The following is a 23,745-nucleotide window of genomic DNA, read 5'->3' as shown; positions in this document are numbered from 1 at the left end:
TTATCGAAACGTTATTCAGTTTTCAATGATCTACATTGCCCTAAGACAACTTTTATATCATATCTTATTTATCAAACTTTGTCAATAACTTTATATAACTTTGTTTGATGTAAGATGTAGATAAAATCATCAGATTGCCTCTGACAACTTAATCTATATTACAGATTACATCAGGGTTCGTCAAGTACTTTTATCAAATTAACTTATTGTTTTCAAATGGAATATAAAAAAGGCTATCGCTAAATTTGCGACAGCCACTCTCATCTAAATTTTTAACTCTTTGAAAAAGGATCCTGCATCCCCAATTAGCTGTTTAACCGGATAAAGCGTATCAATTTTTTCCAAGTTAATTGCCAGAATTGGCACCCCTGGCTGGACATATTGCAAAAGTCCAGCAAATGGATAGACAACAAAGCTCGTCCCGACAATAACCACTAAGTCTGCTTGCTGCATCCAAAGAGCTGCTTCTTCAGTCCTAAATGGAATCTCACCGTAAAGGGTAATGCCTGGTCTTAGTAACTCGCCATCTTTGGCATACATACTCTGCATGTATGCCTCGACCGTACTGCGCTGACCGGTAACCACACCATAAATATTATATAACGACCCATGATAATTTAAGACTTGCTGCGCCCCACTTTTCTCATGCAACCCATCAACATTTTGCGTAATGATTCGCGCCCGTCCCTGTTTAGTCAATTCAGCCATTACTTTATGAATGATGTTTGGCTTAGCTTCTGGAAAGTACATGTATTCCTTCATAAAGTTATACATGGCCGCTGGTTCTTGGTGCAAAGCCTCCGTACTCAATAGATACTCAGGCCGTTGTTCCAAACCTTGATAAATTCCATTTTTAGAACGGTAATCTGGAATCCCTGATGCCGTTGAAACACCCGCTCCGGTTAAAAAGACGATTTGTCTTGCCTCATCAAATTGTTTTTGAATCTCTTTAGTAATCATCTGATTAGTCCCTTAAAGTGTAAGGTAACTTCATTGCATCTAAAATATCTTGCACTGGTGTTTGATAGAACTCTTTAAACCAAGCGGCTTGATCCGTATCACTTGGCGTAATCACAAAGCTATTTTGACCATCATTCTTAGCCAGGGCAATATAAGCATCTCCACCAGTCGCTTGATTCTTAAAATCAGCATGCTTAATTTCAAAGACTTGATTAACTGTTAAGCGCAACTGACGCTCTGACAAAACTGGTGTGACCGTTGTAAATTCTGTGTTATAGAGTTCAGGCAATTCCCACATCAACATTTGTGCATCAAATCCCTTAAATGCTGTTACAATTGCCCGGTGGACAGAAGCTGGATCTTTAATTTGATCTAACACAATTTGCTCAACCAAAAGACCAGCTGCTTCCCATGCTTCAGGATAATGTTTTGTAAATTGTTCTGTCCATTTACTAGTATCACCAGGGTAATTTGCCATAAAGACCCGGGCATCAAATAATGTCAACAAACGTAAGGCTGCTTCCCGCTTATCATTCGTTGCTTCATCACTTAAAGTTGCTAACACCCCAGCTGTATAAGCATTTGCCACTTCAGCAGTCAACAAGCCATGAGCTGCTTGTTCACGATAGATAATTGCGCGCATTACTGGTCGATACAAGTATGTCGCCATTACCATCATTTGTTCAGTTAAAGCTTCCTCAGCTGCACTAAGCTGGAAGAAAATCTGCGGATAACCGTTTAAAGTCAATAACATCTGCAACAATTCACCAGTTGCCATAAAATCTGGTGCGGTTGCATCTGTTACCTCAACCATCAATCTAGTACCAAGCATATCGGTTTTAACTTGCTCAGATTGAATTAAACCAGACGCATCACCAGATGCGCGTAGAATAATGGATCCTGGATAAACTTGGTTGACTTGTTCTAAAAGTTTTACTGTATCTGCTGAAAAAGTTGTCATTTTTTATCACTCTCGTATATTATCTAATATTTTTTTAGCCGTATCTGAATCAAAGTGCCCCTGAGCCTGTAATTTTCTCACTAAAATTGGAACTTCGCTATTTGTAGCGCCAACCGCTAAAGCCAGTGACTTAGCCTGCAAGGCCATATGTCCTGCTTGAATCCCTGCCGTTACCAGTGCACGCAAAGCCGCTAAATTCTGAGCCAACCCAACACCGCCAATAATTGCGGTTAACTCCGTTACACTTGGGTTACCCATAATGGCATGGTTAAGTTTGACTGCCGGGACAATTTTAATCGAGCCACCAACTGTGCCTAATAAGAGTGGTACTGTCATTTTACCAATCAACTCACCATGAACTAACTGCCAATTAACCAAACCTTGATAGTGACCACTTCGCGCCGCATAGGCATGAAGAGCTGCACTCACTGCCCGTGTATCATTGCCACTAGCCAAGACAGCAGCATCGATTCCATTCATTAACCCTTTATTGCTGGTAACTGCTCGATGAGCTGATAGACGCTCAACTTCACTTGCTTGCATAATACGCTTTGCAATTGCTCGACCATCAGTATCGGTTTTCGTCACTAAAGCATCTACTGGTATCGCTACTGTTAGTTCTGTTAATGCCTCGGTTGCCAAATTTGACAAAATTGCCATCAATACCTGATAACCTAACTCACGTAGATATGCTGCTACTGCTTCTGCCATGGTATTCACAACATTTGCGCCCATAGCTGCACAGGGATTAACTAATATATTAATGATAACTGTAGTTTCATTTAATACTTCAACTAAGACATCCTGTGCACCACCCCCACGCTTGAGCATTGACGGGTAGGCTTGATTTGCTAAGTCGATGATCAAGGCTTTATTTTTTTTAATATTACCCAGTAAGGTTGCTTGATTCACCAGATTGGTAACAATTATCTGCCCACGAACTTGATGTCCAAGCTGCCTACTCTTTATTCCACTACCAGCACGAATCATCCTAGCACCATTATTAGCTGCTGCAATAACACTCGGCTCTTCAGTTGTCATTGGAACAGACACAAGCTTTCCATCAACTAATAATTCCGTCAGAAGTCCAGTTGGTAGCCCAAAGCTATACAAATAGTTTTCAATCTGCTGCTCTGAAATTGCGTCAAAATGGCTTTCGATTAATTGTTGTTCAGTCTCTGATAGCGCCTTATTAGCAACTAATTTTTTTACCCGCTCATTCCAGGTCAACTTATAAAAATTTTTCCAATCGGCCATTAGTTTCTTAGCTCCTAAATTTATATAACCTAAAACAATCATACACCATTGCTTAGTTTAACATTTTATCAACTTTACTCGCCACGATTGCTCAAAAATTCATGGATTGAAACCTCTGCTAAGCTAGATAAAATCAATAAAGTATCTGTATCAGGTCGAATATGATTTCGCTCATAGCGCGATACGGTTGACTGATGAACATGGATCAATCTGGCAAACTCCCCTTGATTCATACGCATTTTTTGTCTAAGTTTTGTAATTTTTTCGCCAAGTTGCATTTTGCTAAACCTCCCACTATTTATAATTTGATTATAAAAATATCTCTCGCAAGGTTTAAGTCATCTTATTAGCATCTTAGACAACCTGCATTTTGTTAACATCCCCCAACTATTTTCAGCCCGTCACCACTAATAACAAGAGCATTTTAAGTAAACTTATGCTTAACCCCTAAACAAAATAGTTGGAAATCACTTATTCAAAAAAGAGCCAAACATTACTGTTTGACTCTTTTCTTTAGCGCTCATTTACATCGCGCACAATATATTTAATTTCATTATCAGACATACGTCTTGCATATAGGCGCTGCAGATGTGCTTCATCAAAGAAGCCTAGGTCAACAACCTCTTCACCGTCTAGTGTCCCAATCCCTTGTACACCAATACTGACTACATCATGTACCATTCGCCAAATTTTTTCTAATTCTTTGCACTTTATGACAGCGACCTTCAAGCTTGCCCCTTCATCCAAAAAATGCTTGATCATTGACACTTTAATATAGGTTTCGTGGTTATAAACCCTAGCCTCATCGCTTTCGCGTTCAATCGGTCTAATAATTCCCTTACTTTCCCAATATCTCAACTGGCGCGTTGAAACACCGGTCATTTTAGCGATTTCACCGATACGAAATTTAAAACGATCTGCTTGTAGGCCTTTTTTTAACAAATCATGTTTATTGATAAAAGCCACTTACTACCCCCTCTTCTGCCTTTTTATCAAGCAAAGGCATTATGGATTTGGTGTATTACTACCACCATCTGTACTATCACCACCATCTGGATTAACTTGTTGAATCCGTGATGTGTTTGTCTTAGGTTCATCTTTTTCTGGTGCGTCAGTCTGGTAAAGTCCAACAGTTGAATTTTTACCATTTTCTGAGAAGAGACTCTTTGAATTATTACCCTTTAGTTGCTCAAGTTTCTCTAGTTTTGCTAATCCATTAGCATAATTATACTTCGCTCCATCAACTGATTTAAAGCCCTTTGGCGTATAGAAACGCAACAGATCCTTTTGATTAACATCATCAGAATAACCTAATTGATCACTAACCGCTTTTTGCCAATTATTGATTTCAGTTGTCAGCTTTTTAGAAGGATTATTAACAACTTGACCAGTCTTATTATCATAAATCGTCTTATTTATGTAGGCATAATCTGGTGTCACAAAATCCTTATTTCGGAAAGCAACTAATTGTTTACGCGCAGTGCTTAATAAATCTTGACCAAATTGAATATAACCAGAAGTATCAGTAATCCCTAATAAATGTTCAAGCGTTGGCATTACATCAACCTCACCAGAATAAGTGTGATCAGTATACCCCTTTGTATAACCCGGAATGTTTATCATGAATGGAACACGTTGCAACATTGCATCATCATAACTATTCCAAGTATTTGGATCTTTACCTAATACCGAAGCTAGTGACTTGTTTTCAGAATTAGAAATTCCATAGTGATCACCATAAATTACAACGATTGAATTTTTAGCCAATCCTGACTTATCAAGATAGTCATAAAATTCTTTAATTGAAGCATCCAAATAGTTAGCCGTTTGGAAGTAACCATCGACTACTGAATTACCAGTATTAGTCGTTGTGAAATTAGGATTCTTATCCTGGTCGTCAAGGGTATAAGGGAAATGATTCGTTACCGTTATATACTTCGCATAGAAAGGCTGTTGGATATGCTCTAAGTATTTAATCGAATCATTAAATAGCAACTTATCCTTTAGGCCATAGCCCATTGCCTTATCACCAGAAGTATCATAATAACTAGCATCGAAGAAATATTGATAGCCCATATTCTTATAGGTATTATTTCGATTCCAGAAACTAGCATTATTACCATGGAAAACAGCTGACGCATAACCTTCATCTTGATTCAAAATAGCTGGCATTGCTTGGAAGGTTTGGCTGCTACCTTGCGTTGCAAATAAAGAACCCTGTGGTAAACCAAAAGTTGAAGTCTCTAGCATATTCTCTGCGTCTGAGGTCTTACCTTGACCAACCTGATTAAAGAAATTATCAAATCCAATCGTGCTGTTTGAATGATAGATACTATTTAAAAATGGGGTAACTTCTTGACCGTTAATTTTTAGGTCAATTAAGAACTGTTGGAAAGATTCTAGGTGAATCACAAAAACATTCTTACCTTTGGCAATTCCCGCATATTGTGGATTAGCTGCCGCATAATGTCCCTTCAAATAGGCCCGAACTTTATCAATGTCTGATTTCTTAGCATTTTTACGCATCTGATTAACACCATGCGTCTTAATACCGTCTACGATGGTATAAGTATCTAAGCCTAAGTCTTTAACCATTTCCTTACTATCAAATTGCCGCGTAATCAATTGTGGCCGCTGTGCCTCTCCAAATGCAAAAGTTACTAAAAAGGCAAAAAGCGCGAAAGTTGTTACTGCAAAAGCCGTAAAACGTGGCGTTTCTTCGCGACTAAAACGAATTTTTTTAAAAAAGAACAACACTGGAATAATTAGAAAATCAATCCAATAAAGAATATCATGCCAATTTGTTAGCGCGAACCCTGATGCCCCCAAACCTTGGTTGACCTTGTTATACCCAAGCATCACTGAAACTGACATGAAATCAGTAAATTCCCGGAAGTAAATTACATTCAACTGAATTAAAACTACATTGATAATGTACATTAAAATCGCAATTGAATAAAAATACCGTGCCTTACGGAAATACAATGCTGAACCAATCATCAATAGAGGCACAGTTATCGGGCTAATAAGCATGGTTATCCACTGAACGGGCTCCGCTGCTGAAAACAAGCTGAAATCTACGGCCGAGGCTAGCATCATTTTAGCCCACACCAATGCTACTAATAGCATCACAAAGCCTAGCCGTGACCGCGTCCAACTTAGTCGGTTATATTGTTTCATAATCCTACCTTTTTGCTAGTTTTCACTAATTATTTGTTAATAAATCTCAAAGAAGTATCTGATAATAAATACACTTTGCTCATTATACGATAAAATAGATTAGAATAACCTAAAGAAATCTTTTTGAGGTAACTTTACTATGAACGAAAATGAATTAATTGTGAGCAAAGAATACGGTTTAGGTAGTTTCAGTAAGGATGCTTTGTCAATCAGACAAACCGTCTTTGTTGAAGAACAGGGTATTCCACTCGACCTAGAACTTGATGATTTTGATAGTCGTACCACTCATTATGTTGGCTTCACTGCTGCAAAGCCAGTTACAACTGCTCGTGTATCGATTAACGACCAGGACAATAGTTGGCATATTCAACGCGTAGCAACATTATCAGAAGCCCGCGGTCATGGTTATGCAGCCAAGCTTATGAAAACAATTATCTCTGATGCAAAGGAAGCTGGTGTACATAAACTAGAGCTAGGCGCCCAGGTTCCCTCACGTGGCTTCTATGAAAAGCTAGGCTTTAAACCCGTTGGCGAGCCATTTATGGATGCTGGTATTGAGCATATTGAAATGACTCTTACAGTCTAAACAAAAAGTCGGTCATGTTATGACCGACTTTTTTTATGCTTTAACTTTCATCTCTAATTTGCTCATCCAATATCCTAACCCAATTCCAAAAATTAGTAAGGTAATCGACCAAATAAAATCAAATAGACCAAAATTCTGATAATTAGTTGGTACAATCATAATTGTTGATGCGATAACGACCCCAAAAATAAAGTGAAATAATTCTGCATGCCAATGCTGAAAAATTAATGCCATTAATTTCGAAAGTAATAGCAAAACCACCATTAGCCCTAACATAATTGGCAATAATACTGAAATTTCTACATGTTTTATCCCATCACTCATTCCTTTGTACAAACCTAGATATAATAAAAAATTAGATGGACTTAAGCCGGGAATAATTAGCCCTAAGCCGATTAAAGCACCGGCTAGTAGCCAGGCTGCAAAACTTGGTTCCATTTTCGAAAATAGAGGAGCACCAAAAATTAAGAATGCTAACATTGCCAAAAGACTAATGCTCAATATTCCAATATCAATTGGTTTATGTCCATATCGACCAGCTTGCCGCCATAATGCTGGCAAAGTTCCTAAAATTGCACCAATGAAGAACCATAAAGCAATGCGTTCATAATTACCTAAAAAAAAGCTAATTGCAAATGATAATCCAAAAATGCCTAATAAAGCACCAAGGGCCACTGGCCAAAAATATCTAAAATTTGCTTTTAAATTTTTAAATGGATTTGCTAAAAATTGAATAATTCGCTCGTACATCCCAAAAACTGCAGCTAAAGCACCGCCAGAAATTCCTGGCAGAATAAAGCCCGAACCAATCATTGCCCCTTTAAACATCTGTAAAATCCAAAATGTATTATTTTCTTTTTTCATTACCATCTCCCAATAAATTACTATATAATATTAGATTGAAACTGCTTTCATATCTGCTGAACTTAGACATTTCAGATTTCTAAAGAATTTTTATATTGGATATACATTTGTTTACCCGTGCAAACCCTACTTTGAAAGTGAGTTATATTATGGACATTACTAATAAAATTCCTGCCACGGCCTTACGTACGGCCATTATATATTTTATCAAAGAGCGTCACGTTTCAATTCCTAATATTCTAAAAAATGTCAACGTATCCCGCTCTCGCCTGTACGATTACTTACAAGGTAATGGTAAAATATCGGCTACCACCATGGCTAATATTTTGCTTGTTATTGGTATTAGTTTTGATGAAATCATCACCCATATTTATATTACTCAACCTGAACTAGTTCCAACTATTATCAAGGATTTACATTTATCATCAAATACCAAGCAACCTAAAAAGCCAGTATTGAGTGACGTCAACAATTTACTTGACCAATTTAAATTTTCAAATGATGTTAGCCTCCTTACTGAACTCGTAATTTCAATTAATTATCGAGTAACTGATCCAGATGAACATGCACGCTTAATGCAGCCAATTTTGCCGGTCATTACCAAGCTCTTTCGTAAGCGGCGCTTCTTTTCGAATATCGACACCTTACTCTACGCAAATGTGCTATTTTATCAAGATTACGAAGAAGCCAAAGAAATCGTAGCTGAAAGCTACAATTATGCAAATAGTTTGAGTCAACTTGAAGATTATGGTCTAAACACTGTTCGCAGTAATTTAATTTCTGCTTACCACAATTACGGCCTAATTGCGCTAAATCTTCTAATGCTGGCAATTCATAATGATGATACCGCAGAAATTAAACGAATTATTGCGCAAATTGCGAATTTTGAACTAATTATACCTGACTTTTACTTTGGCGTTGTCCGTCGCTCAGTTGAAATTATTCAATTAATTTTAGATAACGATTTCGTTGCTGCTGAAGCAACCTGGCACAATTTAAAGGAGAGTATCGCCTTTGTCATTGATGCTAAGTTGACCGCACCATATTACTACCTCACTAAGAAAAACTATGTTGATTTCGAAAAGCCAATTACAGACTATCTCGATCGTATATAAACAAAAAAGCCCAGCTAAACATCAAATATCTGATGTCTAGCTGGGCTTTTAATTAACAAAACTAATACTTACTCTTCAGTCTCTGCTTCTGCACGTTCTAATAATTGTTCAACTTGCTTATTATCATCAATTGGCGTCTGATTTACGTCAGCTACCTCTGGATCAATTGCTAAAGTATCATCCTCAGCCTCAACCTTGGCTAAAGTTGCAACCTTAGCATCTTCGTCTAGACGAATCAAGCGGACACCTTGCGTTGCTCGACCAGTCTCAGATACTGAATCAGCAGTGAAACGAATCATCACACCTTTATTTGTGGTTAGCATAATATCTTCGTTACCATTGACCACTGTAATACCTGCCAAAGGTCCATTCTTAGTGGTAATCTGGGCCGTTTTAATCCCCTTACCACCGCGACCCTTAGTTGGATACTCATCACTAGCCGTCTGCTTACCATAACCATTCTCAGTAATTACCAAGACCTTACTATCAGCGGGCAAAACTTCTGCGCCAATTACATAATCATCTGGTCGCAAATTAATTCCACGTACTCCAGCTGCTGAGCGTCCCATTGAGCGAACTGCATCTTCTTGGAAGGATACAGCATAACCGCCATGAGTTCCAATCAAAATCTTTTGTTGTCCGTCTGTAATCTGCGCTGAAATCAACTCATCGCTGTCATGTAGGTTAATTGCCCGCAATCCATGAGTTCGAATATTCGAAAATTCGGTTACTGGGGTGCGCTTTACAACGCCTTCACGCGTAGTAAAGAAGATATAATCCTTACTCTCACTAGCCTCACCTCGAACATTTAATACTGCCTGTACTTTCTCACCGGCTTCAATGCCCAAAAGATTTACAACTGGAATACCCTTAGCAGTACGACCATACTCAGGAACCTCATAGCCCTTCATCTTATAAACCTTACCCATATTAGTAAAGAATAATAGCGTGTCATGAGTTGAGGTTGATACAAGCTGTTCAATGAAGTCATCATCATTTACGCCCATCCCCTGGATTCCACGACCACCACGATTTTGAGCCCTAAATTCAGTTGTAACCATTCGCTTAATGTAACCATTGTTTGTTAATGTGACAAAGACATCTTCTTCTTCGATTAAGTCCTCATCTTCAATACTGGTTACATCACCAACTTGGAGTTCTGTCCGACGAGCATCACCAAATTTTGCTTGGATTTCAAGTAATTCAGTATAAATAATCTCATCAATCCGCTCTGGTTTTGCTAAAATGTCTTTCAAATCAGCAATCAAAGTCATCAAGTTTTGATATTCATCTTCAATCTTGCCGCGTTCCAAACCAGTCAACCGAACAAGTCGCATATCCAAAATTGCTTGGGCTTGTTTATCTGACAAGGCATATTCACTCATCAAACGGCCTTTAGCAATCTCTGAAGTTTCAGAAGCCCGAATAATTGAAATGATGGCATCTATATGGTCAAGCGCAATCCGCAAACCTTCCAGGATATGGGCACGTGCTTCGGCCTTCTTTAAATCAAACTCAGTTCGCCGCCGGACAACTTCTTGTTGGTGTACTAAATAAGCCTCTAGGATGGCTTTCAAACCCAACAAACGTGGACGACCGTCCTGCACCGCTAACATGTTAAAGCTAAAATTAGTTTGCATCAAAGTATTTTTGTACAAATTATTTAGCACAACTGAAGCAGATACATCACGCCGGACATCAATAGCAATCCGATAACCCTCTCTATCTGACTCATCATTAACTGCCGTAATACCATCAACCCGCTTTTCACGACCTAATTCGGCAATTCGTTCAATCAAACGTGCCTTGTTGACCATGTATGGTAACTCATTGACAATAATTCGCTCATGACCAGACTTTTCAGTTTCAATTTCTACCTTTGCTCGTACGGTTACGGTTCCCTTACCAGTCTCGTAAGCTTTCCGAATCCCAGACTTGCCCATCACAAGCGCACCTGTTGGAAAATCTGGTCCTGGCAAAACTTCCATTAATTCCGTTGTCGTCACTTCGGGATTCTTCATTAAGAGATGAATCGCTGAAATAACCTCACCTAAATTATGTGGTGGTATGTTAGTTGCCATTCCAACCGCAATTCCATTCGCACCATTAACTAGTAAGTTTGGAAAACGTGAAGGTAGCACTTGGGGCTCACGATCAGTACCATCATAATTATCAATAAAGTTAATTGTATCCTTATTGATATCACGTAACATCTCCATAGCAATTTTACTCAAACGAGCCTCGGTATACCGCATAGCGGCTGCCGAATCGCCATCAATTGAACCGAAGTTTCCATGACCATCAACTAACATATACCGATATGAGAAATCTTGGGCCATCCGGACCATTGAATCATAAATTGCTGAATCACCGTGTGGATGGTACTTACCCATAACATCCCCAACAATACGGGCAGACTTTTTGTGTTGCTTATCAGGTGTAACCCCTAATTCGTGCATTCCATAAAGAATCCGACGATGAACTGGCTTTAAACCATCACGTACATCGGGTAAAGCACGGGCCACAATAACTGACATCGCATAATCCAAAAATGATGTCCGCATTTGCTCGCCTAATCTAGCAACTTTAATACGACTATTTGTTTCTTCTTCAGCCATCTACTCATCCCTTCATTTCGTTGAGACAGTTTAAACGTCCAATTCAGCATACTGGGCATTTTGTTCAATAAACTCACGTCGTGGCTCAACTTTATCTCCCATTAACATTGAAAATACCTGATCCGCTTCGATTGCATCATCCAAATCAACTTGTAATAAGCGACGGGCAGCTGGATCCATGGTTGTTTCCCATAGCTGTTCGGCATCCATTTCACCTAACCCCTTATAACGCTGAATAATTGGTTTTGGTGTTGCTGGCAAAGTTGGTATTAACGCTTCTAATTCTTCATCAGAATCCAAATATTGGATAAACTTACCTTGCCGAACCTGATATAGCGGTGGCTGAGCAATATAAATATAGCCAGCCTCTAGCAGTGGCCGCATATAGCGATAAATCAGAGTCAATAGTAACGTCCGAATGTGCGCGCCATCAACATCAGCATCGGTCATGATAATTAATTTATGATATTTAGCCTTGGTAACATCAAACTCATTACCAAAACCTGTACCCATGGCCGTAAAGAGTGACCGAATTTCCTCATTATTGAGAATCTTATCCAAACTTGCCTTTTCAACATTCAAAATTTTTCCGCGAATTGGCAAAATTGCTTGGGTCAAACGTTCGCGTCCTTGCTTGGCTGAACCACCGGCTGAATCACCCTCTACAATAAATAATTCAGAAATTTCTGGGTCTTTAGAAGTATTATCAGCTAATTTACCTGGCAAATTAGCAATCTCCAAACCACTCTTCTTTCGCGTTGCCTCACGTGCACGCTTAGCTGCTAGTCGAGCTTTACCGGCTAAAATCCCCTTTTCGACGATTTGTTTAGCGACGGCTGGATTTTCTAGCATGAAGCGACTAAAGGTTTCTGAGAACATCCGGTCAACCGCCGTCCGTGCATCCGAATTACCAAGCTTAGTCTTAGTTTGACCCTCAAATTGAGGGTCTGGATGCTTAACAGATACAATCGCTGTCAAGCCTTCACGTACATCATCACCAGAAAGTGCATCATCACTATCTTTGAGCTGACCGTTCTTACGTGCATAATCATTTATAACTCGTGTTAAAGCCGCTTTAAATCCGGTTTCATGAGTACCACCTTCATAGGTATGAATGTTATTGGTAAATGACAACATATTGCTATGGAAATCATCCGTATACTGCAATGAAACTTCGACTTCGATACCATTTTCTAAACCTTCAACGTAAATTGGTTCAGGAAAAATTACATCTTTATTTGTATTTAAAAATTCAACGTATTGTTTAATTCCACCTTCAAAGTGGAAAGACTCTGTAACTGGCTCTGCAGGTCGCTTATCAGTAATTGAAATGCGTAACCCTTTATTCAAGAAGGCTAGTTCACGAACCCGGCTCAATAAGGTCTTGTAATCAAAAACCGTTGTCTCACGGAAAATATCAGGATCTGGCATGAAACGGACAATTGTTCCACGTGAAACTGGTTGATTCTCAGCAGAAATTTCCTTCATACTAGTTGCAACATGCCCACGAGTAAAGTCCATATAAAATGCACGATCATCCCGAACGACTGTAACTTCTAGCTTGGTCGACAAAGCATTAACAACCGACGCACCAACTCCATGCAAACCACCAGAAACTTTATAACCGCCACCGCCAAACTTTCCACCGGCGTGCAAAATTGTAAAGACTGTTTCCAAAGCTGGTTTTCCAGTCTTCTTTTGAATATCAGTTGGAATTCCACGACCATTATCCGTTACGACAATTGAATTATCAGCATCAATTGTGACAGTAATATGATCCGCAAATCCTGCTAGGGCTTCATCGATTCCATTATCGACAATTTCCCAAACTAAATGATGTAATCCTTGGCTTGTGGTCGTACCAATATACATTCCTGGACGCTTACGAACGGCTTCAAGTCCTTCAAGCACTTGAATTTGACTCGCATCATAATCATCCGCATTCGTTTGCATTTGCGTTACTGTTTCATCATCCATGCTATCCTCCATTTTCTTGCTCAATCACATTTAAAGTTCCAGCTTGAACCTTAAAAACTTTTGGTTCTTTGATTAATTGCCTAGCAACATCACTCAATGATGGTGTTGTAAGAAAAGTTTGTACCTTATCTTGCATGGCCATTAGCAGATGGGTTTGTCTAACAGTATCGAGTTCAGACAAAACATCGTCTAACAATAAAATTGGGTACTCGCCTGTTTCTGCTTTCATTAAATCAATCTCAGCCAACTTTAAAGCTAAAGCTGCTGTTCTTTGCTGTCCTTGTGACCCAAACTCAGCAACGTCTCGTCCATTGACGATAAATTTTAAATCATCACGATGCGGGCCAAGCAAAGTTGTTCCCATAAAAATCTCGCGTTCAGTTAATTTTTCATAGCGTTTGAGTAAGGCAACTTGAATGCTTGCTTGATCGGCTAGTTCTGCTGTCGTCAATTGCGAAGTATACTCAATTTTTAATACCTCAGTTTCCTGAGTAATTGCCCCGTGAATCGGTGCAGCAGCCTGCGTTAATCGCTCAATAAAAACAAGTCTTCTTGTAATCAGTTCTGCTGCAAAAGCACTTAATTGTTCCGTTAATACTTCTAAAAAAAGTAAATCACTCACTTTTTTACTTTGTAACTGCTTTAAGTACTGATTACGTTGCTTCAGACTTGCTCGGTATTGATTAGCGATATATAAATATTTGGGACTCATTTGCGAAAATTCACGATCAATGAAATTTCTTCTCAGTGCTGGCGCCCCTTTTACAAGGGCTAAATCCTCTGGCGCAAACAAAATCACATTCATCTGCCCCACATAATTAGCCAATCTTGCTTGATCTAAGTGGTTCATCCGGGCCTTCTTACCCTTAGCACTAAAACTAAGCTCTAAGGGCAGCTCCCCCACTCTACGTTCGATCTGACCACTCACTTTAGCTGTCTTACTATCCCAAGCAATCAAATCTTTATCATTACTAGTTCGATGCGAACGAGTTAAAGCCAAAACATAGATTGCTTCTAATAAATTGGTTTTTCCTTGCGCATTTGGTCCCAAAAAGATGTTCACTCCTGGTGTGAAGTCCACATTGACAGCCTGATAATTACGGAAATTTTGTAATTCGAGGTTTTTTAGCCACATTATTCAGCTTCAACGCCGGTTCCGTTGATTATGAAACGCTCACCACTTGGTAGCGCTACAACATCACCTGGGTATAACTTTCTTCCACGTCGATCGTCATGCTCTTGATTAACTAAAACATCATTTTCACGTAGATACCATTTTGATTGACCGCCAGTTGCAACGATATTCTCTTCTTTAAGCAACTGACCTAATGTAATATAGGTTGTTTCAATGGATACTTGCGTCGCCATGCTAACCATCCTTTCTCTACCATACCGGTAAGGACATCTGTCCATATATAGGTGTTATTATACGCTTTTTAACTATACTTTTCAATTTTAAGCGAATAATAGCCCCTAGATTCGATTTTCATTATTATTCGACAAAAAAGCCGAAATCAACGATTAATTGCTCAAATCGTTAATTTCGGCTTTTTTGATTTTTAATAAGTTCTTACCGGGGTAATTAATTGAATAAAATTAGTTTCATTATTTGTAGGCACTAACGTAAATGGATCCAAAGCGGTTTTGAAGCCAATTTGAATTTGCTCATCTCCAAAAGACTTAAGTGCTTCACGCATATAGTCCGGGTTAAATGAAATTGTTAGCTCATCCCCAGCTGTTTCAGCCGCAAAGATTTGCTCTTCGACCCGACCAACTTCTGGTGAATTTGATGAAATCATTGACCGGTCATCATTAACGGTAAATTGAATCACATTTGAGCGGCCCTCATGACTCAACAAAGCGGCTCGTTCAATTGTTTGCAATAAATCACGCGAATTAATTGTTAAAGTTGTGCGCTTTTCAGTTGGAATCAAGCGGGCTGCATCTGGATAATTACCTTCAAGTAAGCGTGAGTAAAAGGTTGTGTTTGTTCCTAGTTGGAAAATTACTTGATTTTCTGATACCCGAACATCAACCGTTTCAACTTCCAAAAGCATAGCTTGTAATTGATTTAAGCTGTCACCTGGCACGATAATATCGGCCGTTGCTGTCATATCTCCATCAAGTGCCACAGTGCGTTGCGCCAAACGATGCCGATCAGTTGCAACTGCAGTTAGATTTCCACCCGCAATTATAAAGTGTACCCCAGTCAAAATAGGTTGGCTCAATTGTTTTGAAACTGCAATAACGGTTTGATTAATCACTTCAACTAATGTTTCTGAAGCTAAAGTCAAGCTGTTCTGAATTTCTACTTCAGGTAAATGTGGGTAATTAGCTGCATCTTGACCATTAATATCAAATTCAGCATTTTCAGAAGTTATTTTAGCTTGAAAGCCGTTGTCATTATTCAAAGTAAAAGTCTGACCAGGCAAACGCTTAATGATATTAGTAAAAAATGTTGCTGGTAAAACTAATGCGCCTGGCTCAAGAACCTTTAAATCAGCTTGGTCATCGGTTGTTGGAATCGTTGTTTCAATTGAAATATCAGTATTAGAACCAGTAAGGGTTAATCCATTATTTTCAAGAACTAATTTAATTCCACTTAAGATTGGCATTGCCGTTTTTGATGAAATTGCACGATTAACATTATTTAATGCTTTTATAAAACTGGAACGGTTAATTGTAAATTGCATTTTGCACTCCTCAGTTTTGGTCAGTTAAGGGGAACATTGTTCCCTGCTAATGACTGATTTATTTAAGTAAATAAAATAATAATAATAATAAGGGCTGTGTAAACTGTGGAAAAGCCCCATCTAGACCATTGTACCAATATTTGGTCTATGTGGAACACTATGTGGATAACTTTTTAACTTCAGAAAACTTATCCACAAGCTAGTTAAAGCACATCGCTATGAATTGCTCAAATTTTCACGTAATTCTTGAATTTGTCGAATTAACGTAGTATCTTCAGCAATTAAATTAACGATTTTATCGCTGGCGTGCATAACGGTTGTATGATCTTTGCCACCAAAACTTCGACCAATTTGCGGTAACGATTCTTGCGTAATATCACGGGATAAATACATGGCAATTTGTCTAGGCATAACAATTTCTTTATTACGTTTTTTCCCGATAATATCGGCGACGGTGACATCGAAGTATTTAGCAACTTCTTCTTGAATCATTTCAATCGTAACGGTACGCTGGCGTTTAAAATTAAGCGAATCAAGGATATTGCGTGCAGTATCAACGGTCATTGGTTCGGGACTAAAGCGAAGTTTTCCAACAACTTGGTTGAAGACCCCTTCTAGCTCACGCACGTTTGTGTCAACAGAAGCAGCAATCTCATCAATCACATCATTTGGGATTTGAAGATCTTCTTGTTCAGCTTTGTTACGCAGAATAGCAACCTTGGTTGGTAAATCAGGTTTAGTAATATTAGCCGAATACCCCATCGAAAAACGAGAAACTAAGCGATCTTCAATTCCTTTAATATCACGCGGTAGCTTATCGGAAGTCATGACAATCTGATGGTTGACTTCAGTTACGGCATTAAAAGTATTAAAAAATTCTTCTTGAATTTTAGCTTTATCAGCTAGGAATTGAATATCGTCAACCAAAAGTAGGTCGACAGACCGATACTCACGTTTGAATTGTTCGACTGCATCTTGGCTTTTACGCAAAGCTTCAGTGAAATCATTAATAAAAGTTTCAGTGGTTATAAATTTGACCCGAGCAGATGGATTGGCTTCTAAAACGGCATTACCAATGGCTTGCATTAAGTGCGTTTTGCCAAGACCAACCCCACCGTAAATCATCAAGGGGTTCCACTGCTTACCTGGATCTTTAGCTACAGCTTGAGCGACCGAATAAGCTTCTAGATTGGGATCTGAAGAAACAAAGGTATCGAAACGGAATTCAGGATTGAGTGTCGTCGATGAAACGGAGAACTTTGGGGTTGCGGCATTTGTAGCTACGGTAGCAGAACTTTGTTCGCTTACCGTTGGCTTTGGTTGCGCAGCAATAAATTGAACAACAGGTTGGACAAAGGTCGGAGTACCATAAAGATTCATTGTAGACTGCATTGCGGCGGTCACAAATGAAGTGAAATAAGGGCTTGCCTGCCCCTTCCAAGCTTCGGCTACTTCATCGCTGGTTGTTGTGAGGTATAACATCGTCGTGTTATTTGAGGTTGTAACCATTAATGGTGTTAATGATTCAACGAAATTATTAAAGGTAAATCCTTCAGTGATTTGTGACCGTAGAATTTCTTTAATGGCTTTCCAAAGTTCAAGATGGTCCATTGGATAGCCTCCTTACTTCATAAAATAAAAGTCAAAATACCTATATAAGAAAAAAATAAAAATACTAAGCGAACAAAAGATTCAAAATACAAGGTTATTTCAATTTAGTTAAGTTCATTGTAGCAAGCAATGTAAGAGTTATCCACAGGTAAGTGTGAATATTTTAGGATTTAGTGGATAACTTTTGGTTATATTCACAAGCTGTGGATAAGGTTTTCCGGAGTTCCACAGGGATGTTAATATAGTTATCCACAGATAGCAGTAAAAATGTGCAAAAATCGTGGATAACTTAGTTGTTCACCACGGATTGTGGATAGGTTCTGCTTATTTAATAGGCATTTAAAAAGTTTTCCACATATCCACAGGGTAATACACAGGTTTTTATCCAAGTCTGTGTTTACTGTGGATAAACTGTGGATTTTGTGGAAAAACACATAACAGAACGTTAGATAGTTAAAAGTTGCTAACATAACGGAGAGTTATTTTTTGGATAAAAAAAGCGAATTTATTATCTTAATAAAGATTAAGGAAAGCTTAACGCTTTTAGAATTGTTGTGTTATGTCTTTGTATATGGTAAGATTGAATCCGAATTGTGGTTTGGCCTTGCCAACCGCAGGCCAAATCAAACTACGAATGGGAGGTGTCACAGTATGAAGCGTACATACCAACCTAAGAAGCGTCACCGTGAGCGCGTACACGGCTTCCGTAAGCGCATGAGCACTAGTAACGGACGCAAGGTACTTGCTCGCCGTCGCCAAAAGGGCCGTAAGGTATTGTCAGCCTAATTAGGCCAGTCCTTTTTTAGGATTACTGATAAAAAACGCGTGGTTCGCCTTTTTGGGCGGCTGCGCGTTTTCTTTTTGCTCATTTTTAAGGGGTGCTTGAGGAGAATAACATGCGCAAGAGTTATCGAGTAAAGACAGAACGTGATTTTCAAGAAGTTTTTGAGCAGCATAACTCAGTCGCAAATAAAATGTTTATTGTCTATACAATGGAAAGACAAGAAGCAAAGCATTTTCGATTAGGTATTTCTGTATCAAAGAAGGTTGGCCTACGTGGCCATGAACGAGTGTGGATTAAAAGGCGGATTCGCCAAAGCGTCTTAGAGTTTAAACCACAATTAAAGCAAAACGTGGATATTTTAGTTATTGCTAGACCTAGTGCCCATGATGTAGACATGCAGACGATTAAAGAAAATCTTGAGCATGTCTTTACAAAGGCAAACCTATTTATCGACTAAGAAAACTAAATATTATATGGAGAAAAACGATGCAAAAGGCTGAAAAACAACGTAAGTTTTCAATCCCGGCCATTATTACGGCGGTTGTTGCCCTATTGATTATGATCATTGCAGCAATTAGCTATCATGGTGATTTACCTGGCAGTGGATTTTGGCAAGGTGTGATTATTAATAATTTTGCGCGGTCAATTTTAGGGGTCGCACAATGGTTAGGCAATAGTTATGGCCTTGGTATTATTGGCTTTACCCTCTTAATTCGATTATTGATTCTACCTTTGATGATTTTCCAAACTGATTCAATGATTAGAATGCAAGAAGTTGCACCACAGTTGAAGGCCTTGCAAGCTAAGTATCCTTCACGTGATCAAGCTTCAATGCGGGCAATGCAGGCTGAACAATCAGCAATTTACAAAGAAGCTGGGGTTAATCCTTTTGCTTCTTTCCTACCTTTGATTATTCAAATGCCAGTTTTGATTGCTTTGTATCAAGCAATTCGTACTACTAAAGAACTACAAGTTGGTTCATTTTTGTGGACACAGTTGGGTAGTAATGACCCCTACTTTGTATTACCACTATTAGCAGCTGCCTTCACCTTTGCATCTTCTTACTTAGTTATGATTGGTCAGCCTGAGCGTAATACAATGACTAGCTCAATGACATATATTATGCCAGTTGTAATTTTCTTCATGGCCTTCCAACTACCATCAGCCCTTTCAATTTATTGGGTTATCTCGAATGCTTTCCAAGCCGGTCAAACTTGGTTCATCCAAAATCCATTTAAATTGCAAGCTGATCGTGAAGCTAAAAAGAATGCTCAGCGTGCACAAGAGCGTGCAATTCGAAAGGCTAAGCGTTCAAGAAAGCGTTAAGAAATCGTTAGTATGGGTTTTCTTAAGTTAAGCATGGTAGACTGTAGCTAAGTATTGATTTAAGGAGAAAGCACATGAAAGCTTTACGCGAAATCATGTCGTGGGTAATCCCGATTGTTTTGGGAATTGCTGTGGCCTTGGCTATTAAGACTTATTGGTTTAGATTTGTTCGTATTGATGGAACATCAATGGAACCTAATTTAAAGAATAACGAATGGGTAATGGTTTACAACAATGATAAGATTCACCGTGGCAGTGTAGTTGTCTTTGATGCATATGGACAAGATCCTGAGGCAACGGTAAATAAAGACTATGTTAAGCGGGTAATTGGTTTACCTGGTGATACTGTAAGTGCTGAAAATGGTGTAATTAAGGTCAACAACAAAGTTGTTGATCAAGCATACATTTCAAAGTCAGAGCAGGAAGCCACTAATGTTGTAAATAACGTTGGTAATTGGGATAACTTGATGACTCTAGGGAACCGAATGAACTGGCAACGCAAAGTTTCAGTTACCGTGCCACAAGGCGAGTACTTCGTCTTAGGTGATCATCGTTCTGTATCAAATGATTCTCGTTACTGGGGCTTTGTAACAAAGAAGTCAATCATGGGAGTTGTTAAGGTGCCATTTTGGGGTTCAAAATCAGCACAGACAAACATAAATGACCAATACAAAAACTTCTTTAGCACAGCTAATAACTAAATAACGACTAAGCGAGCCACTAATTTAGTGGCTCTTTTTTATATGCAAAAAACCGCTAGCTGAATGCTAACGGTTTAAAATAAGTAAGATTTAATTTTGTTTGTTCCATTTTAACAAGGAATAACCACCTACCATAGCAATAAAGAAGATTACCGTGGCAATTACTGATATTTGAGTTGCGGGGTCCCAGACCAAAATGCCTAGAATGCTGACAAAGAAGAGAATTGTTAAATAGTCAGACCAAGGATAAAGGGGCATTTTAAAAGGATTTAATTTGGCAGCTGGATTAATACGTTTGTAGCGTACATGAGTAACTAGTAAGATAATCCAGACAAAGATGAAACTCATTGTTGCAACCCCAGTGATTAATGTGAAAACCTGTGAGGGATAAAAATAATTTAATAGGACCGCTCCTAAAAAGACAGCGGATGAAACGACCAGGCCATTAACTGGTACTTGTTGTCGAGAAATCTTGCCAAAGAAGCTAGGTGCTTGTTTATTCTTGGCCAAGACGTAAAGCGTACGACTGGTTGAGAAGATGGCAGAATTAGCTGCGGATAATGCCGCTGTTAGAACAATAAAGTTAACGATTGTTGCGGCAAAACTAATCCCCATACCTGAAAAAACTTGAACAAAGGGTGATTGTGTTGCATCAAGGGCCTTCCAAGGGTAAATTGACATGATAATAATCATGGCACCAACGTAGAAAAGACCAACTCGGACAGGAACAGAATTGATTGCCTTAGGTAAATCTTTGTTTGGATTCTCGGTCTCACCAGCAGTCAAACCGACCATTTCAATACCAGTAAAGGCGAAGATTACCATGGGGAAGGCTAAAATAAAGCCTTTCGCTCCGGTGGCAAAAAAGCCGCCGTAGTTTACAAGGTTAGTCAGCGAAGCGCTAGTACCATGTGATTTGAAACCAGTTAATAGCATAATAATTCCAATGATAATTAAGGCTAAAATTGCAAAAATTTTAATTGATGCAAAACCGGATTCAAGTTCACCAAACCAACGGACATTAACTAAATTAAGTGTAACAAGGATAACAATTACAATTAGCGGCGTTACCCATTGCGGTAGGGCAGGAAACCAGTAACGTAGGTAAATTCCGGTCGCCGTTAAATCGGCCATGGCAAGACTAGCCCAACTTAGCCAATAGGCCCAGCCAATTGCAAATTCCCATTTCTCACCAAGGTACTCACGTACAAAATCAATAAAGGAACGCATATTAGTATTGGATAAAAGTAATTCTCCAATAGCCCGCATCATTAGATAGGCAAAAAAACCAGTGATAATGTATGCCAAAATTAAAGAGGGTCCAGCGAGGTGAATTGCTGAACCAGAACCTAAGAAAAGTCCAGTTCCAATTGCGCCACCAATTGCAATCATTTGGATGTGACGTGATTTTAAGCCACGAGATAGTTCCCGGGGAGTTGCTTGATCTTCCATAAAATCCTCCTATACACGGAGACACAAAAAGTCCCCATGCCAAATTATTTGACATAGGGACGTTGAATAACGCGGTTCCACCCTATTTCTCAGTTTACCTGAGCTGCTCATTTAAGGCTATAGATTGTATTCTCAAGCAACGCCCTGACTATCACTTAATATCCATTTACACCAAATATGGACTCGCTAGAATTAAGGAAGGTAGTCTTTTTTGCTCTCGTAGATTTAACCAACTATATTGACAATAGCATACAGAGCAATCTATAGCTTGTCAATATGATTGAATGAAATGTATCAGATAGCATGAAAATTAGGTGAGTTGATAGAATAAAATAGCTTAAGCTGTTACGGCATATGTAATATGCAATTTGTCTATGTATAACATGATTTTATTTTTACGCTTATTTTGTTATTGGCTAACCCTTGAAGTTAGTAATTTTTGACTTGTTTTTTTATGTAAATGATACAGTAATTATTACGGCTTTTTAGCTAATACTAGCGATAGCAAAATTAAGTTTTTTTTGAAGGTTAGCCCCGGCTAATTGCTTATAGACTAGTAAATAACTAGATGCTGCGACAGTTGTCACAGCTAAGTATAAAAAATTTTAAGATGCAGTTGCTTGGTATATAATTGGGACAATTGTTTAATAAAGAGAGGTAGATATGGGGATGAAAAGTTTGGCGGATTTTGAAGAAAAGATTCCAGCAGTATTAGAAATATTGGTTGCTGATGGTGACCAAAACTTGGCGACTTTTTTTACAAGCTTGACGCCGGGCTATCAAAGAGAATGGGCGCGGTATATTTTTGGGGTTAAGGCAGTTGAAACACAAGCAAGGCATATTGAGCAAATGAAGATTATCTTAGCGGCAGGCTTTAAGTCTAAACGGGCTTATGACCAGCGGGCTTAAGTTGGGATAAAACACTTTAAGTTTAAAACTTAAGGTGTTTTTTTGATGGGATTTAAAAATTTTATAACACAAAATGTCATAGACTGACATTTTGTGTTAAGATAAGCCCAGTAATCAAAAACTTAGTAAATTAAGCTTTTTTGGCAGTGACAAAGAAGCTTTGCGTTTTATCAATAAGGGAGTTTAATGGCTAAAAAAGAAACAAGTAAAGCACGTTTACGACATGCAGCCCATCGTTTATTTGCCGACCAAGGCTATCGTGAAACAACGGTCCAACAGATTGCGGAAGCCGCTGGCCTGACGGAACGAACTTTTTTCCGGCAGTTTAAAGATAAGAGTGATGTACTTTTTGCTGCCCATGAAGAATTTATCGCAGCTTTGCTAAAAGCAATTACAGAATGTAAGGAAGAGCAATCTTTAGTAAAAGTAGTAAGCGGCTATCGTGAAATTGCCAAACAGGTGTTTGATGATACACATACAATGACCGCTGCACGACATGAAATCATCATGGCAGATGAGAATTTATATGAACGGGAACTTTTGAAAGCAAATCAGGTCACACAGCAGATTCAAGCAGTGTTAGAACCTACCTATGGGATTGACGATGCAGCATTTGCAAGTAAGTTAGCAGGTAATATTTATCAGTTAGCTTTTGACACCTGGGTCAAACAGACTGAACCCGAAAAATTATCAAGCCTGGTTTGGCATTATTATCAAAAGTATTGTGACTTTAAGACACGTAATTAATCAT

General features: G+C 38.7%; 22 protein-coding genes. 8 read left to right on the top strand and 14 right to left on the bottom strand.

What is annotated here, in order from left to right; translation table 11 throughout:
• Positions 1–264: 264 nt before the first annotated feature.
• The 6 genes from TT13_RS01500 to TT13_RS01475 all read right to left on the bottom strand — a co-directional run bounded on the left by TT13_RS01500 (position 265) and on the right by TT13_RS01475 (position 6,358).
• Entirely contained in the window at positions 265–960 is a 696-nt protein-coding gene (locus tag TT13_RS01500) for an NAD-dependent protein deacylase (RefSeq protein ID WP_027698335.1), read from the bottom strand.
• Positions 961–964: 4 nt separating this feature from the next.
• Positions 965–1,921: a hypothetical protein gene (locus TT13_RS01495; RefSeq protein ID WP_027698334.1), complete on the bottom strand. Its 957-nt coding sequence runs from the start codon at positions 1,919–1,921 to the stop codon at positions 965–967.
• A gap of 6 nt (positions 1,922–1,927) precedes the next feature.
• Entirely contained in the window at positions 1,928–3,178 is a 1,251-nt protein-coding gene (locus tag TT13_RS01490; protein WP_027698333.1) for a hydroxymethylglutaryl-CoA reductase, degradative, read from the bottom strand.
• Between the two features lie 74 nt (positions 3,179–3,252).
• A complete protein-coding gene (locus TT13_RS01485) occupies positions 3,253–3,456 on the bottom strand; it encodes a helix-turn-helix domain-containing protein (protein ID WP_052348503.1) in 204 nt (67 codons plus the stop codon).
• A 235-nt stretch (positions 3,457–3,691) separates the two neighbouring features.
• Complete coding sequence (locus tag TT13_RS01480; RefSeq protein ID WP_027698332.1) at positions 3,692–4,144, bottom strand: MerR family transcriptional regulator; 453 nt, start codon at positions 4,142–4,144, stop codon at positions 3,692–3,694.
• A 39-nt stretch (positions 4,145–4,183) separates the two neighbouring features.
• Positions 4,184–6,358 (bottom strand): LTA synthase family protein, encoded by a 2,175-nt coding sequence (locus TT13_RS01475; RefSeq protein ID WP_027698331.1) that lies wholly within the window; start codon positions 6,356–6,358, stop codon positions 4,184–4,186.
• Positions 6,359–6,497: 139 nt separating this feature from the next.
• Between TT13_RS01475 and TT13_RS01470 the strand changes: the two genes are divergently transcribed.
• Positions 6,498–6,944, top strand: a complete 447-nt coding sequence (locus TT13_RS01470) for a GNAT family N-acetyltransferase (protein ID WP_045476321.1) — start codon at positions 6,498–6,500, stop codon at positions 6,942–6,944.
• A gap of 33 nt (positions 6,945–6,977) precedes the next feature.
• On the opposite strand, the gene TT13_RS01465 is transcribed toward TT13_RS01470, so the two are convergent.
• Complete coding sequence (locus tag TT13_RS01465; RefSeq protein WP_027698329.1) at positions 6,978–7,808, bottom strand: DUF368 domain-containing protein; 831 nt, start codon at positions 7,806–7,808, stop codon at positions 6,978–6,980.
• Between the two features lie 149 nt (positions 7,809–7,957).
• On the opposite strand from TT13_RS01465, the gene TT13_RS01460 reads away from it, so the two are divergent.
• On the top strand, positions 7,958–8,923 hold the full coding sequence (locus TT13_RS01460) for a transcriptional regulator (protein WP_027698328.1): 966 nt from the start codon (positions 7,958–7,960) through the stop codon (positions 8,921–8,923).
• Positions 8,924–8,991: 68 nt separating this feature from the next.
• Here the strand turns inward: TT13_RS01460 and gyrA are convergent, their stop codons facing one another.
• The 6 genes from gyrA to dnaA form a co-directional block, all read right to left on the bottom strand.
• Positions 8,992–11,541: a DNA gyrase subunit A gene (gyrA, locus tag TT13_RS01455; protein ID WP_027698327.1), complete on the bottom strand. Its 2,550-nt coding sequence runs from the start codon at positions 11,539–11,541 to the stop codon at positions 8,992–8,994.
• Between the two features lie 30 nt (positions 11,542–11,571).
• Positions 11,572–13,518, bottom strand: coding sequence for a DNA topoisomerase (ATP-hydrolyzing) subunit B (gyrB, locus tag TT13_RS01450; protein WP_027698326.1), 1,947 nt, complete (start codon positions 13,516–13,518; stop codon positions 11,572–11,574).
• Between the two features lies 1 nt (position 13,519).
• The gene (gene recF / locus TT13_RS01445) at positions 13,520–14,653 is read right to left on the bottom strand and encodes a DNA replication/repair protein RecF (RefSeq protein WP_027698325.1); all 1,134 of its coding nucleotides are present in this window, start codon (positions 14,651–14,653) and stop codon (positions 13,520–13,522) included.
• Positions 14,653–14,886 (bottom strand): S4 domain-containing protein YaaA, encoded by a 234-nt coding sequence (gene yaaA / locus TT13_RS01440; protein ID WP_027698324.1) that lies wholly within the window; start codon positions 14,884–14,886, stop codon positions 14,653–14,655. The genes recF and yaaA overlap by 1 nt, the downstream gene beginning before the upstream one ends.
• Before the next feature lie 191 nt (positions 14,887–15,077).
• Positions 15,078–16,211, bottom strand: a complete 1,134-nt coding sequence (dnaN, locus tag TT13_RS01435) for a DNA polymerase III subunit beta (RefSeq protein ID WP_027698323.1) — start codon at positions 16,209–16,211, stop codon at positions 15,078–15,080.
• Positions 16,212–16,427: 216 nt separating this feature from the next.
• Positions 16,428–17,822 carry a chromosomal replication initiator protein DnaA gene (gene dnaA, locus TT13_RS01430; RefSeq protein WP_027698322.1) on the bottom strand — a complete coding sequence of 465 codons (1,395 nt, stop codon included), beginning with the start codon at positions 17,820–17,822 and terminating at the stop codon, positions 16,428–16,430.
• Positions 17,823–18,473: 651 nt separating this feature from the next.
• Between dnaA and rpmH the strand changes: the two genes are divergently transcribed.
• The 4 genes from rpmH (at position 18,474) to lepB (ending at position 20,633) form a co-directional block, all read left to right on the top strand.
• Positions 18,474–18,608: a 50S ribosomal protein L34 gene (gene rpmH / locus TT13_RS01425; protein ID WP_002828338.1), complete on the top strand. Its 135-nt coding sequence runs from the start codon at positions 18,474–18,476 to the stop codon at positions 18,606–18,608.
• A 110-nt stretch (positions 18,609–18,718) separates the two neighbouring features.
• Complete coding sequence (gene rnpA, locus TT13_RS01420; protein ID WP_027698321.1) at positions 18,719–19,063, top strand: ribonuclease P protein component; 345 nt, start codon at positions 18,719–18,721, stop codon at positions 19,061–19,063.
• 29 nt (positions 19,064–19,092) lie between these two features.
• The gene (locus TT13_RS01415) at positions 19,093–19,932 is read left to right on the top strand and encodes a YidC/Oxa1 family membrane protein insertase (protein WP_027698320.1); all 840 of its coding nucleotides are present in this window, start codon (positions 19,093–19,095) and stop codon (positions 19,930–19,932) included.
• A gap of 74 nt (positions 19,933–20,006) precedes the next feature.
• Positions 20,007–20,633, top strand: coding sequence for a signal peptidase I (gene lepB, locus TT13_RS01410; protein WP_027698319.1), 627 nt, complete (start codon positions 20,007–20,009; stop codon positions 20,631–20,633).
• A 90-nt stretch (positions 20,634–20,723) separates the two neighbouring features.
• On the opposite strand, the gene TT13_RS01405 is transcribed toward lepB, so the two are convergent.
• The gene (locus tag TT13_RS01405) at positions 20,724–22,085 is read right to left on the bottom strand and encodes an amino acid permease (RefSeq protein ID WP_027698318.1); all 1,362 of its coding nucleotides are present in this window, start codon (positions 22,083–22,085) and stop codon (positions 20,724–20,726) included.
• Between the two features lie 663 nt (positions 22,086–22,748).
• Between TT13_RS01405 and TT13_RS01400 the strand changes: the two genes are divergently transcribed.
• Positions 22,749–22,994: a YdeI/OmpD-associated family protein gene (locus TT13_RS01400; protein ID WP_027698317.1), complete on the top strand. Its 246-nt coding sequence runs from the start codon at positions 22,749–22,751 to the stop codon at positions 22,992–22,994.
• A 186-nt stretch (positions 22,995–23,180) separates the two neighbouring features.
• A complete protein-coding gene (locus TT13_RS01395; protein WP_045476312.1) occupies positions 23,181–23,741 on the top strand; it encodes a TetR/AcrR family transcriptional regulator in 561 nt (186 codons plus the stop codon).
• The last annotated feature ends 4 nt before the right edge of the window (positions 23,742–23,745 follow it).

The sequence above is a fragment of the Weissella oryzae SG25 genome (assembly GCF_000691805.2).
GTDB classification, from domain to species: domain Bacteria; phylum Bacillota; class Bacilli; order Lactobacillales; family Lactobacillaceae; genus Weissella; species Weissella oryzae.
This window is presented reverse-complemented; position numbering and strand designations above follow the sequence as displayed.